Source organism: Nocardiopsis sp. NPDC006198 (genome assembly GCF_040613895.1).
GTDB classification, from domain to species: domain Bacteria; phylum Actinomycetota; class Actinomycetes; order Streptosporangiales; family Streptosporangiaceae; genus Nocardiopsis; species Nocardiopsis tropica.
Genome location: NZ_JBEXSY010000072.1, coordinates 21,552 through 35,326 on the forward strand (window position 1 = coordinate 21,552; position 13,775 = coordinate 35,326).

Consider the following 13,775-nt stretch of genomic DNA (forward strand, 5'->3'; position numbering starts at 1 on the left):
GGCCTCGCGGGTCGTGGTGGCGTCCAGAGTTCAAGATCCTGAAAGACTGAACCCATGCAGGACAACCGATTCTCGCTCACCCGGGTGCGATTGAAGCACTACAGGAGCATCGCGAAGACCGACATCAGGCTCGGGGATCTGCTCTTTCTGGTGGGCCCCAACGGCTCGGGCAAGAGCAACTTCCTCGACGCGCTGAGGCTGCTCTCCGAAGCTCTCCAGACTTCGCTCGACCAGGCCTTGCGCAGCCGGGGCGGGGTGGCGGAGGTGCGTCGCCGTTCCACCGGTCATCCGAACCACTTCGGTATCGACCTGGAGTTCCGGGGGCCTGACTTCTCGGGCTCGTACGGCTTCGAGGTCGGCGCTGTCCAGGGCGGCGGTTTCAGGATCACTCGCGAGGAGTGCCGCGTCCACACCACCGGTGAGGGCGAGTCCCGACACGGATACTTCAAGATCCGAGGTGGGAAGCTGACGGAGCAGTCCGAGCCTGTCATGCCTCCCTCGAGTGAGAAGCGGCTGTACCTGGTTTCCGCTGCGGGCATCGGCATCTTCGAGCAGGTCTTCGAAGGCCTCGTCGGCATCAACGTCTTCAGCCTCAACCCCGACGCCATGCGAGATCCCCAGACACCGGACTCGGGGGAATTCCTTCGCAGGGACGGGTCCAACGTCGCGAGTGTCCTGCACCGGCTGGAGAACACCGCGCAAGGCCGCATCGAGGACTACTTGCGGCATATCGTCCCCGGGATGCGCGGGGTGTCGCGCAAGGACCTCGGCAACTGGGAGACCCTGGAGTTCGCCCAGGACGTCCAAGGCTCTGACAACCCGTGGCGTTTTCCGGCCCAGTCCGTCTCCGACGGCACCTTGCGTGCTCTGGGAGTCCTCGTCGCGCTCTTCGCCGACACCGGACACACACTGAGCACCATCGGGATCGAGGAACCTGAGAGCGCTTTGCACCCAGCGGCTGCCGGTGTTCTTCTGGACGCCCTGCGCGACGCCAGCGAACGACGGCAGGTCATCATCACCAGCCACAGCCCGGACCTGCTGGACCGGGACGACTTCGGGATCGAAGAGCTCTGCGCGGTCCGTTCCGTGGGAGGCGAAACGAGAATCGGCCCGATCGACACGGCCGGCGCCATGGCGATGCGCGAACACCTCTACACCCCGGGCGAACTGCTCCGCACCGACCAGCTGCTCCCCGAGCCGGAACAGCTCTCCCCGCCGTCGAAGGGGGACTGAATGCCGCAGGTGACGGTCGCCCCCATCGTCGAGGGTCATGGGGAGATGCCTGCGATCCGCACCCTCATCGACCGGATCAGTCTTGAACTGATGGGCACCTACGTTGAGGTGACTCAGCCGTTCCGGCTCGATTCGGCGAAGATGCGTAAACCCGAGGAGCTGGCCAAGGCGGTCAGGTTCCAGTCGGCGCGGGTTCGAGACCGCGGAGGTGTCCTCGTGCTTCGTGACGGCGACGACTCCGACATCACCTGCCCGGTCGAACTTGCTGCGTCCTTGGCTCCGGAACCGGATCTGGTCACCGTGCCCGTGGAAATCGTGATCGCCCGCCATGAGTACGAGGCATGGTTTCTGGCCGCCGCAGAATCCCTGCGCTCGCACCCTTCGGTCCACGATGACGCGAAGGCTCCTGAGGACCCTGAAGGCAAGCGCGACGCCAAGACTCAGCTGCGCAGCATCATGAACGAGTCTTACAAGGAGACCCTCACCAGGCGAAGTTCACCGCTGTGATGGACCTGAACCTGGCGGTGGAGCGAAGCCGATCCTTTCGGCGCATGGTCAACGCGATCCGCTCGCTGAGCGGGTAGAGGCCCCGAAGAGAAGTGGAAGTGTTCGCCAAAGTCGGCGAACTTCTCGAGCGCGCCCGACCCACGCCCCCGAAGGCTCGTCCGTCAGCCGTTCCACGTGGGACAACTGGAAGAACGGTGAGGGAGTCAGTATGGAGACCGCCAGAGTGCGGGGCGCGAAGGTGCTCCTGCCCAGCGACGACGAGGCCCCGGTGGCCTCGTGGACGTATCCGAACCCGCTGGAGGAGGAGAGGGTTGCCAACACCGACTTCCGGTCGGTGGACCTGTCCTCACACCGCCTGGTGGACGTGGCCGTCGATCGGTGCCGGTTTCGGACGTCGAGGCTGATGGGGGTGTCGCTGGTGCGGGTGTCCCTGCGGGATGTGGTCTTCGAGGGCTGTCAGTTCGACTACGCCACCTGGGCCCGGGTCCGGGCCGTGAGCGATGTGGCGTTCGTGGGCTGCTCGTTCAAGGAGACCGTTTTCGAGGGGTGCGATCTGCGGGATGCGGTCTTCGACGACTGTGCCTTCGGCGTGGATCTGCAGGGGACTTCTCTGGTCGGCGCGGACCTGCGGGGCTGCGACCTGTCGGGGTTGTCGGGGCTGGTGTCGTTGCGCGGGGCCGAGGTGAGCGCGATGCAGTTGCGTCAGCTCAGCGAGGTCATGGTCCGAGACCTGGACCTGACCGTGTCCGAGGTACCGCTGTAACCGGCCCGTGCCGACCGAGGCCTCACAGGCGTCGGGTGTTGATCCGCTCCTGGAGCTGTCGCAGGGTGTTCTCATCGACGGTGGAGGCGACCCCGGAGCGCTGGGCGAGTACCGCGGGGGTCGGGTTCCCACGCTGCTTCCGTTTTCCGCTGCGCCGCGATTCGTTTGAGGCCTTGTCCGTCGCAGGAACTGGCCGTCCCTGCCGTGGGACGAGGGGAACACGCGACGGGGCACGATCCTCCTGCACCTGAGGGCCGAGCGGAGCCTCGTGCGCTTGGGAAGCGCGCAGCAAGGTAGATCTCTCCGTCGGCTTCTGGACCAGGACGGCCTTGGGCAGCAGTCCTCTCAGAGCCTTCCTGCTCACCTCCAGCAGCTCGTCAGCCTCGTGCCGGTACCGGGTGATGCCGATGTCGCTGGTGTTCAGGATCTGCCTGAGCCGGGTGCTGTACTCGCGGACGTCCCGCCACTTCCGTTCCTCCAGAGCTGTGCGCAGACGGCCGATGTACGGGTGGGGCAGGACCTCGCCGGGAGTGCGCGCCCCCGAGGACCGTGGGGCCGGCACGTCCCGGGCCTGCTGCGTTTTCCCGGGCAGTGCCACCGCAGGCGGTTCCGTGGGCCGCTTCATCTCCAGGGAGCACTCCTCGATCGGACGCCACCAGGTCTGGCCGTCGAGGGAGGTCGTTCCGACATCGACCTTTCGCTCGAAGCCCTCGGTCCGCATGCGGAAACGGAGGGCGTGTCCCTCGGACCGGGCGAGCCGGTGGACCAGATCGTTGTTGTCCCGCACGAACCAGGCCTGCGGCATGTCGGCCCCTTGGTCGAGCAGGCGTCGGACACCGGGGCCGATGCGCTCGGTGAACTCGAAGAGGATCGCCGGACCTTTGCCGGTGGCCGGCAGGGTGAGCCGGTCACAGGTGCCACCGTTCTCGAAGTCGCCCTCGAAGAGCGCTTTCCGCCGGGGCAGGCCCTGGGCGTTGAGCCAGCGGTTGACGTGTTTGCCGGCAAAGAGGTGGTCGGCGCTGTCGAACCCACCGTGCTGGCGGGCGCACTGGTTGGTGCTGGAGTGGTGCGCGAAGTGCGCCACCTTCTCCCGGTAGATCTTGACCCCCACCTGGCCACCGCAACCGCCGAGCAGCTCGCCGCACCAGAAAGTGGCGTCCTGGTGCCGGTCCCTGAAGCCCAGGGCCAGGTGACGTTCCATGGGGAGGAACACGGGCTCATCGGAACGGCGCCCGCCGAGAGTCGCGGTCTGGACCAACCGGTGATCGTAGGTCATGGAGAACGAATAGCAGCGGGCTGGCGGCTCCGGTAGGGGCCGAGCCCGGTTGGCCGGGTCCGGTCATGCGGTGAACCGGTTGTGTCGCGGGGCGGCCCTTTTTACGAGGCAGATCCGGATCGGGGCATGTGCGCTGGGCGACGGTGACCATTTCACCCCGGGGGCGTGTGGGAACCCTGCTCGCGTCCGGGAGGCCGGCGTGGGCTCGGAGGGTGAAGCGTCAGCGGACGGTCGGCATTCCGTTCGCCGACACAGGTCGGACGCCGCACCCACGTTCTCGCGGTCGTCAACGAGGTTCAGAAGACGCGGACGACGTCCTGGGAACGCCGGCCCATTCGCGGTCGGGTGGGGGTACGTCCGTCACGGAGCCTTGGCCCCGGCCTTTCCGAGGCTCTCAGGTCTGATGCCGTGTGAATCTGCTGCCCTCGTTCGTGGTGCCGTGCATGAGGTGCCCTCCCGGACATGTACCCGTACTGCCGGTGCTGGGAGCAGAGACCCCAGGCCCTGAACGAGGGACACAACCTAGGATTCCGGCTTCGGACTCAGGTTCCCGAGCTTGGCGGAGCACTCCTCGTCGGGGCCGACAGCGTGAACTTCCCCCACGAGGCCGTTTTGATGAGACGCCGTCCTCGCCACCTTCCCTGGACCTGGAGACACAGCAGTTGGTTCTCGTTCGCATCAAGACTCGGGATGTTGAAGCCGTCGAACCTGGACAGCACTCACCCAGAGCGCTCACGTGGGGCCTTGTGTATGTCTGTTGACATAGCTTTCTTCATACTGTTCACTGAGGTTGTTCGCACACGAAGGACTGTGTCCCGCAGCTTGCCGGCTGCCTGTGCGTCCACGCCTCCCTGCCTGCTCCTGTCGTGCTCGGGAAACGGCACCGAGGAACTCGCTGACCTCAGAAACCCCTGTTGGAGACCGATATGAGTAGCCCCTTGGAACTCGCTACCGAAGCCGCAGCCGGAATCGTCGCGGCTATGACGAGCGATGCCTGGACGCAGATCCGCGAGCACTGCGTGACCTTCTTCCGCCGTTACCTCAGCGGAGGAGAGGAAGTTCTGGCGGTGGCCGGCCTCGACGCCAACCACCGAGCTCTCGCCGCCGTCCCCTCCCAGGCCCGACAGGCAACGGCCGAGGCGTATGCCAGGACCACGGCAGACGACCTCGCTGCGTTGCTGGAGCGCTCACCCGAAGCCGCAGAACAGCTCCGTGACCTTGTCGCGGAAGTGAACGAGCGCACGGCCACCGCCGAGCCGAAGACCAAGGTTGCGGTCGAGAACGTTCGTGCGGGAGGGGACGTCATCGTCGCCGGCAACAACGTGAACATGGGAGACCGACGATGAACCGGCCGAACGAGAACGAAGACCTGTCCACCGACGCGGAGGTGCCGGGCGGGCCTGTTCCTTGCGGTGGACCGGCTTCGAAGGAGCAGATCCGGGTTCCGGTGGCACACGACCCACATCCTGTGGCCGAGCCTCCGCCTCCGAGGGCGGAGGCGCCCTCCCCCGAGACCCGGGTCCCCGGCCCTGCGCCCGGGGCCGAGGCCGAGGAGAGCGGTGAACCGGGACCGTCGGGAGAACCGGGGCGGGAGAACACCCCCGAACCGGTGCACGGTGCGGGGGCGGTTCTCGCGGACATCCAGGCCGGGGGCGACGTGATCGCGGCGGGTGGGAACGTCACCAAGGTCACCGAGCAGACCACTCGCTACCAGCAAGGTCCCTCCCTGCTGAGGTCGCGCCCCATCGACCGCGACGGGATCCTGTCCGACGACCTCTTCTCCCCCGCGGGGAGAACCGAGGACATCGGGAGCGGTGTGTACGCGCTCATCGGTCCTCCTGGCACCGGACGCCGCACGGTCGGGATGCGGGCCCTGGGGGCGCTTCCGGAGAAGGCCGCGCTGCGCGAGTTCCGCCCGCCGGACTGGGACGAGCCGGACATGGACCGTGTCCCCAACGACCCCGGACACGGCTACCTGCTCGACCTCACCGGTATGGGCGAGGCCCTCAGTGCGGAATTCACCGAGGATCTGGCCCAGTACGCGAAGCAGGCCCGGGCCCGAGAAGAAGGACACGGGACTCTGCTCATCGTCCTCGGAGACGAGGAGGTGGGCAGGAAGCTCTCCCGGATCGGGGAGCGGGACGGGGTCGTGATCCGGGAACACCGACGCCCGGACGCTGTCGAGGTCGCCAGGCTCAAGATCAAGGCCGCTGAGCTTCCTGGAGGAGAGGGCCGGGAGAAGTGGCTCGACACCGAGGGGGGTGCGTTCCACGGACTGGTGTCACGCGACGCTCCTCCCTCACGGGGAATCGAACTCGCCGAGGCCGTGCTGAAGGCTGCGCACGAGAACGACACGAGCGTCCTGGGTCCGTTCTCGGACTGGCAGGAACAGATCCAGGAGTGGTTCTCCTCCGACGTCCGAGGAGCGAACGCCAAGGGCGCGGAGCGCAGGAGCCTGCGCATCGCGGCTGCCTTTCTCGACGGGCAGTCCGCGCCCGCGGTTCTGAGCGCGGCCGATGAGCTCCTCCCGCAGAAGGTGCGTGACCGTTTCGAACTCTGGGGAGGGGCCCTTGCGGCCCCGGACGACCACGTGCGCTGCCGTGACGCGGGCCTGGTCTTCCGCGACGGATGCGTCCACATCACCGACGGTCGTGAGGGGATCGACTTCGCGCTGATCCGCTACCTCTGGGACCGTCGGGGATCGGTCTCGGACCGGATCACCGAGTGGCTGTCCGAGATCAGCGCCTCCGACGGGGCCGCCAAGGACTGCCTGGGCCGCCTTTCGACGGTGCTGACCGAGGTCGCGGTCGCGCAGGGGAGCGCCACCGTCCTCGCTCTGCTGGCAACATGGCTGAAGCAGGACGCCGCCCAGCGGATGGGATTCGTGGTGGAGGTTCTCCAGCGGCTCACCGAGCACGAGGACCTCGGCCCTCGGGTGCGTGTGGTGGATCTGCGCAACTGGGCCAAGGGCTCGGGTTCTCCGGAGCGGCAGAAGGCCGTCATCGCCGTGTGCAGGGGCAAGTTCGGGGACGACTACCCCGAACAGGCGCTGATGCGCCTGCGCTATGTGGTGCAGAACGCCAAGACACCGGAACTGCGCGCGGAAGCCGTCGAAGCGGTGGCCGAGCGCTTCGATCCCCGCCGTCCCAACCGTTCGGCCGCGCTGGAGGTCCTCGTCGACTGGATCGAGGACGAGCGTACTGCGCTCGTCGGAGGCCGCTTGTTCCTGGACCTGTTCGGCGGGACCGGGGCAGCCGGCACGGACACATCGGGCGACCCTGCTCGTGGCCTGCTCACCCCTGCGGGCGAGGAGGGAGACACGGCCGTCGAACTGTTCCGGAGGGCCTGGAGGGCTACCTGGAACCACCCCGATCTGCGTGTCTCGACCAGCCATGTACTGGTCGGGTGGAGGGCCGCTGCCGACGCGGGGGAGCTTCCGTTCGATCGGGCGTGCGACGTGATCTCCGTTGCCTACGAAGCCAGCGGACTCGACGAGGACGTCGACAGGATCATCTGCGGAGAGGGCAGGGCCGGCGTTTTCCTGCGCAGGGACTTCTGGAGGAAGGCACAGACCGGAGCACGGCGGGAGGGGGAACCCTCAGGTGTTCCGGGGTAGAAAGCGGAACGGTACGCCCTCGGAGCACCGGATGTTCGACCGCAGGTGCACGGCACGTGTGGGCAGCGCGGACGCCGGGTTGTACTTCGACGCGTCCATCACCTACGGGTGGACGCTCACGGCCGGAGCACAGGACCGCATTCTGCACCCCGACGAGGTCGCGCGCAGCCTCCTCGTCGGGGCCGTCCGAGCCGCCACGATCGAGCACCCGGCGCTACACGTCCAGGAAGCGGAATGGGCGGCCAACGGCAACCTGTCGCAGGAGATCACCACCGATGACCGGGTCACCGTCAGGGGACGTGTGAGTCTGGGCCTCACGGCGGACACGGAGGCCCGGGCCCGCACCCGGTTCCGTGTGTCCGAGTCAGCGCGTTTGCAGGAGACGGAGCGGACCGTTCGCCTGGAAGCGTTCCGGGAGCGCGTGCTCTCCCAGGGACTGGGACTGACCTGGTGGCTCGAACAGTACGGAGGTCCGAAGGGAACCGAGAGCCCGCGGCAGTGGGCGCAGGAACTCGTCGAGAGCTACGAGGAGGTGGCGGGCGCGTTGCACCGCGACCGGATCTCGGTGGAGACGGAGGAGGGAGCCCTGCTTCGGGGGCGGATCGAAGAGACCCTGGCGCTGGTCAAGGACCCGGCCATCGCCAAGCGTTTCGCGTACCACCTGGGGGATTACATCACGTACGTGGTGGGCGGGGGCATCGCGGTGAGGGACACGACCCGGCCGGATGCAGGTGGAGGTCTATGAGGACGGCGGCCTTCTGGAGAGCGGACTGAGGCAGGGGCTGATCTCCGGAAAACCGGCACCGGTGAGAGCGGAACAAGACAGTGCTCCCTCCTGGTCCAGCTCTCAGGTGCGGGGCATACCGTCCAGCGTTACTCGGACCGGGTCCCTCAACTCGCCGCGGAACTCCTGTCCGAGGGCGAGACGCCACCGGGCTGGGGGCAGGTGCAGGACCACGTCGCGGAGGTCGCGCTGACCGCGGTCTGGAAGTGCGCCGGGTACGTTCTCCTCGGTGACTTCGCCAATCTCGTCCGCCTCATGCGATTCATGTCGTTGTTCATCTGCCCAGACCCCGCCCGCCACCCGCTCATCGTCCGACGTGGCTTCCTTCCCCTGGACGACGGTGTGCTCGCCGAATCCACCCTGACCAGGCTGCAGCAGGCCTACTCGACCAACCCCGCGCCCTGAGACCGGGGGTGCGCCCCTGTCTGTCGGCCTCCAGTCGTTGAGCGGACACCTCGGCTTCCCGCCTTCCACAGGGTGCCAACGGCTCCGGAACCCGAGGCCGCCCCGTGTCCCTGACGGCCAGCCGACAGCCACAGCTCTCCCCGGATCCGGGAGTACGCGCTCGGGAACGGGGCTTCGGAACCTGCCCCTTGTGTTGAGTCGGGAAGAGCGGGAGCCGGGTCGCCAGGCATACCGAGCGCAGGCGGATCGCTTTGAGTCTCTTTTTCTTTCGGTGTGAACCTGCCACTTGGGAAAATCGAACTCATGTTTGGCATTTTTGTGGCTTTGCTGTTTTGGATGATGATGAAGGGGACGATGTTACGGCTGTTTTCGGGAGTCGATTTCGCTTGAAAAATAAACCACCCCCTCGGGATTGATTAATTCCCGCGCGCCTTCGAGACTCTTGTTGCCGTGTTCCCTGCCCCGCTCACGACCTGGTCGGAGGTCCTTCGATGCCGGTTGTCCCCCGCCGCCATTCCTTTCCGTCCGTCCGAAGCATGGGCGCCCTCCTGCCGGAGGACATGCTCGTTCGAGTGGGGGAGGGGAGGGGAATCCCGGGTGGAACCCCCGTCGACTACGGCGTGGTCGGTGCCAGATCGGTCTCGGACGAGGCCGAGAGGCACTGGGACTACCTCCTCGGCGCCTGGCGCGAGCTCCGCCGCAGGCTCCCGCCGGCCGGTGAGGGAGAGAACCGGTCCGACCCGATGGGCTCGGCTGTCCACGAGTGGATCGCTCCGCTCCTGGAGGAGCTGGGCTTCGGGCGTCTCGGCGCTCTTCGGATCGAGGGCATTCGCGCCGATGACGACCCGGGGCGGCTGTTCCCCGTGGGCTACCGGTGGCAGAATGTCCCGATCCACGTCGTGGCCTGGGGAAGTGGCCTGGACAGGCCGGAGCGGCGGGGCGTCCCCTCGCCCCGGTCCGTGCTCCAGGAAGCACTCAACAGCACGCGGGCACACCAGTGGGGAATGCTGACCAACGGCCGGGCCATTCGGTTGATGCGGGACTCCAACTCCTTTTCCATGTCCGCGTACGTGGAATTCGACCTCGAAGCGATTTTCGACGGCGAGCTCTTCAGTGACTTCGTCCTGCTGTATCGCATGCTCCACGCCTCGCGTTTCGAGGTGGGAGCGGGAGAGACGCCCTCATCCTGCTGGATGGAGAAGTGGCGTGTCGAAGCGGCCCGATCGGGTGTTCGCGCCTTGGACGCCCTCAGGGACAACGTCGAGTGTGCCCTGACCGCTCTGGGCACGGGCTTCCTGCGCCACCCGGCCAACAGCGCCCTCCGCCGGCGCACCGACGCCGCCACCCTGCACCGGGCCCTTCTCCGGCTCACCTACCGTCTGCTGTTCTGGTTCGTCATCGAGGACCGGGATCTCCTGCATCCGCCCGGATCCGATGAGCGGACCCGTGAGCGCTACGCCGCCTACTTCTCCTCAGCCCGACTGCGCCGTCGTGCCCGGGCGAGAGCGGGTACCTCCCACCACGACCTGTACGAGACCCTGCATGTCGTGCTCGATGCGCTCGGTGACGAGGAGGGCCGTCCCGAACTGGGGCTCTCCGGCCTGGGCGGGCTGTTCACACACACCCGCGACGACGAACCCCTGAAGGGACTGCACCTGGCCAACCACGCCCTGCTGGAGGCGGTGCGCCACCTGACCCAGGTATGGGATCCGCGGAGCCGGCGGTGGCGCGTGGTCGACTACGCCTCGCTCTCCGCCAGGGAACTGGGCAGTGTCTACGAGGCGCTCCTGGAGACCGTGCCCGAGTACGACGTCGCCGAGCAGTCCTTCACCCTCGTCGCGCGCGCGGGCAACGAACGCAAGAGGACCGGCGCCTACTACACGCCGACCTCCCTCATCGAGCGCCTCCTGGACTCCACGCTCGATCCGGTTCTGGACGACGCGGTCAAACGGGGCGAGGCCAAGGCGGCCGAGTGGGGCGAGGTGGACGCCGACGAGACCATAGCCGAGGAACTGCTCTCGGTGACCGTGTGCGATCCGGCATGCGGCTCCGGCCACTTCCTGGTGGCTGCGGCCCACAGGATCGCCAAACGGGTCGCCGCGGTGCGCGAGCACACCCCCGAACCGTCGGAGGAGGCTTTCCGCCGTGCCATGCACGAGGCCGTCGCCCGCTGCCTGTACGGCGTCGACATCAACCCCATGGCGATCGATCTGGCCAAGGTGGCGCTGTGGCTGGAGGGGATGGAGCCCGGCCGCCCCCTGGACCTGCTCGACCCCCACCTCAAACATGGCAACGCCCTTCTCGGCGCCACCCCGAAGCAACTGCGTGAGGGTGTTCCCGACGCCGCTTTCGTCGCGGTGGAGGGGGACGATCCCAAGGTCGCCACCGCGCTCATGCAGGCCAATGCCCGCGAGCGCGAGGGGCAGGCCACCCTTTTCGACACCGGGGACGGGGCAGTCAAGGTCGCCAACACCACTTTCGCCGAGGGCCTGAACGAGATCTACGCGATTCGCACGGGAAGCCTGCGCGACGTCCACCGCCAGGAGAAGGTGTACGAGGTCTGGCGCCGGTCGCCCGACTACCTGTGGGACGTGCACGTCGCCGACGCCTGGTGCGCGAATTTCATGTGGGAGAAGACCACGGAAGCCCCGTATCCGGTGACGGCCGAGAATTTCCGGGCCATGGACGACCCTCAAAGGGCCGCGGCGTCGGCCCGGACCCACGAAGAGATCGGCCGCCTGCGTGAGCGCTACCGCTTCTTCCACTGGCACCTGGAGTTCCCCGACGTGTTCCGGGTGCCCGAGGACGGACTTGGAGTGGACGCGGAGACCGGATGGGACGGAGGCTTCGACGTCGTGCTGTCCAACCCGCCCTGGGACAAGGTCGACTTCGAGGACAAGAAGTATTTCGCGGTGGCAGAACCTTCCATCGGGCTCATGACCGGAATGGCGCGCAGGCGGCGTATCGCCGAGTGGCAGGAGGAATTTCCCGAGATGGGGGAGCGCTATCGGCAGGCGCGGCGTCAGGTGAAGTCCACTTTCCACTTTGCGGCGAGGTCCGGTTCCTACGCGCAGTGCTCGAAGGGTCTGAGCGTGAAGGGGGTGACCACGCTACAGACGGATCACCTCTTCCTTGAACGTTTTACCGCCGTCGCACATCGTCAGGGAAGGGTCGGGGCGGTTGTTCCCACTGCGGTCGCCACCGGAGCGGGCGGGCAACACCTCTTCCGAGGCCTCGTCGACCGGAAGTCGCTGGCCTCGCTGTACGACTTCGACAACACCGAAAAGATCTTTCCCGCTGTTGACGCACGCCACAAGTTCTGCCTTCTGGCGTTGGTGGGCAGGAGTGCGCCGGTGCCCGTGGCAAGGATCGCCTTCCTTCTCAGTCAAGCGGCAGAGATCGACGACGCTCGCAGGGTGTTCGAGCTCAGCCCGGAGGAAGTCTCCCTCCTCAATCCCAACACCGGAACCTTGCCGGTCTTCCGCTCCCGCCGTGACGCCGATCTCACCATGTCCGTATACCGTCGGTTCCCGGCTTTGTGGGACGAGTCCAAGCGGGACGGTAACGCTTGGGCACTGCGCTTCAAGGCGACGCTCTTCCACATGACCGATGACTCCGGCCTCTTTCACACCCGGGAGGAACTGGAGGTCGATGGTTGGGAGCCGGAGGGCAACACCTTCGTGCGGGACGGTGAGCGGATGCTGCCCTTGTACGAGGGCAAGATGGCCCACCACTTCGACCACCGGTGGAACAGTTTCACCGGGACGGGAAGCGACAGCGTTCGGTCTCTGGCTCCTGAGGAGAAGCGCGATTCGACCGTGGTCGCCCGGCCCCGTTACTGGGTGCCCGAACACGACGTGCCGACCGGCGGGACCGATCGCGCGGGACGGCCCTCCGTTCAGGAGGGGGTGGCCGCAAGGTTGTCCGCCGTGGGTTGGGACCGGGGATGGCTCTACGGGTGGAGGGATGTCTGCCGGGCCACGGACGAACGCACTTCCATCCCGGCGATGCTGCCCCGTGGCGGTGTCGGGCACACCTTTCCGCTGATGCTCTCCTTTAAGGCCCCCAGGCTTGTCGCGGCGTTGTGTGCCGTCCAAAGCTCCCTGGTCTTCGACTACGTGAGCAGGCAGAAGATCAGCGGCATCCACATGGCCCTCTCGACCTGGAAACAGCTGCCTGTTCCTCTTCCCGCCGACCTGGAGCCGCACACCGGTTTCCTCGTTCCCCGGGTACTCGAACTCGTCTACACCGCTCACGACATGGAGCACCTGGCCCGGGATCTGGGCCATGAAGGCCCACCATTTCAGTGGGACGCGGAGCGCAGGACCCTCATCCGCGCAGAACTGGACGCCTACTGCCTCCACCTCTACGGCATAGGCCGTGAGGACGTGGACTACATCTTGGAGACCTTCCAGACCGGCAGGGGCGGGCTGAAGAACAATGAGATCGCCCGGTACGGCACCTATCGCACCAAGGACCTCGTGCTGGAGGCCTTCGACCGGATGGCTTCGGCAGGCGTCGCCCTCGACCGACCGCTGCGGGACGGCCGGGAGTACACCTCGGTCCTCGGTCCTTGGCAGGGACACCACGTCCGCTGAGGCAGGCCGACCGGAACTGTGGTCGTGCTCCTCCACGGAGGGATCCACTCGGGAGGTCGGCGCTTTCCTTGTCGCTCCGGGACACCATGGTCGGCGCATCGATAGTCGTTCCGCCGTCCTTGGATGAGACCCCATGGGCTCCACCGGTAGAGGCTCCTCCGCGGAAGTGGAGCCCATGGGATCTTCGGCGTAGCCTGCGGCGCCCTACCGCAGGTCCTGGAGGAGCACTCCGTCCCGAGCACGGCGCCACTGGAGCCACCCGTTGATCGCGTGCCCGGAGAGGGCCTGGGCTGCGCCGGACGGCGTCTTGAAGGGGGGAACGTTCCCCCCGTCGAGTCGCATCCGCCCTCCCGCGGTCACGGTGGTGAAGTGTGTCCGGCCGAGCCTGGGCCGTGCCCAGACCAACTTCTCTCCGACCGTGAGGTCTCCCTTCCTGATCATCTCGGCCAGGGCGCCTATGTCGTGTTCGTTGTCCGAGACCGCGGGAGATGTCAGAGGTGTGGATGGGTTCTCCTTCGTTGCCTTGGCGTGAACGTTGAGTTCCAACACGCGCCGCAGCACGTCGTTGGGGGTGTCCACGAAAGGCTGCGCGC

At 66.9% G+C, this 13,775-nt stretch carries 10 protein-coding genes; 8 read left to right on the forward strand and 2 right to left on the reverse strand.

Annotated features, from left to right (window positions below):
• The first annotated feature begins 54 nt into the window (after positions 1-54).
• From ABZ234_RS29675 to ABZ234_RS29685, 3 genes are all read left to right on the forward strand, one after another.
• Positions 55-1,233: an AAA family ATPase gene (locus tag ABZ234_RS29675; protein ID WP_355014206.1), complete on the forward strand. Its 1,179-nt coding sequence runs from the start codon at positions 55-57 to the stop codon at positions 1,231-1,233.
• On the forward strand, positions 1,234-1,740 hold the full coding sequence (locus ABZ234_RS29680) for a DUF4276 family protein (RefSeq protein ID WP_355014207.1): 507 nt from the start codon (positions 1,234-1,236) through the stop codon (positions 1,738-1,740).
• A gap of 208 nt (positions 1,741-1,948) precedes the next feature.
• Entirely contained in the window at positions 1,949-2,503 is a 555-nt protein-coding gene (locus ABZ234_RS29685; RefSeq protein WP_355014208.1) for a pentapeptide repeat-containing protein, read from the forward strand.
• 22 nt (positions 2,504-2,525) lie between these two features.
• Here ABZ234_RS29685 and ABZ234_RS29690 read toward each other — a convergent pair whose 3' ends face one another.
• Entirely contained in the window at positions 2,526-3,779 is a 1,254-nt protein-coding gene (locus tag ABZ234_RS29690; RefSeq protein WP_355014209.1) for a competence protein CoiA family protein, read from the reverse strand.
• A 938-nt stretch (positions 3,780-4,717) separates the two neighbouring features.
• On the opposite strand from ABZ234_RS29690, the gene ABZ234_RS29695 reads away from it, so the two are divergent.
• The 5 genes from ABZ234_RS29695 to ABZ234_RS29715 all read left to right on the forward strand — a co-directional run bounded on the left by ABZ234_RS29695 (position 4,718) and on the right by ABZ234_RS29715 (position 13,182).
• A complete protein-coding gene (locus tag ABZ234_RS29695; protein ID WP_355014210.1) occupies positions 4,718-5,125 on the forward strand; it encodes a hypothetical protein in 408 nt (135 codons plus the stop codon).
• A gap of 122 nt (positions 5,126-5,247) precedes the next feature.
• Positions 5,248-7,395: a hypothetical protein gene (locus tag ABZ234_RS29700; RefSeq protein WP_355014211.1), complete on the forward strand. Its 2,148-nt coding sequence runs from the start codon at positions 5,248-5,250 to the stop codon at positions 7,393-7,395.
• A gap of 31 nt (positions 7,396-7,426) precedes the next feature.
• Entirely contained in the window at positions 7,427-8,140 is a 714-nt protein-coding gene (locus ABZ234_RS29705; RefSeq protein WP_355014212.1) for a hypothetical protein, read from the forward strand.
• A gap of 201 nt (positions 8,141-8,341) precedes the next feature.
• Positions 8,342-8,584 (forward strand): hypothetical protein, encoded by a 243-nt coding sequence (locus ABZ234_RS29710; protein WP_355014213.1) that lies wholly within the window; start codon positions 8,342-8,344, stop codon positions 8,582-8,584.
• 560 nt (positions 8,585-9,144) lie between these two features.
• On the forward strand, positions 9,145-13,182 hold the full coding sequence (locus ABZ234_RS29715; protein WP_355014214.1) for an N-6 DNA methylase: 4,038 nt from the start codon (positions 9,145-9,147) through the stop codon (positions 13,180-13,182).
• Between the two features lie 204 nt (positions 13,183-13,386).
• Here the strand turns inward: ABZ234_RS29715 and ABZ234_RS29720 are convergent.
• Positions 13,387-13,775, reverse strand: a 389-nt coding sequence (locus ABZ234_RS29720) for a hypothetical protein (protein WP_355014215.1), incomplete at its 5' end; no start/stop codon positions are given.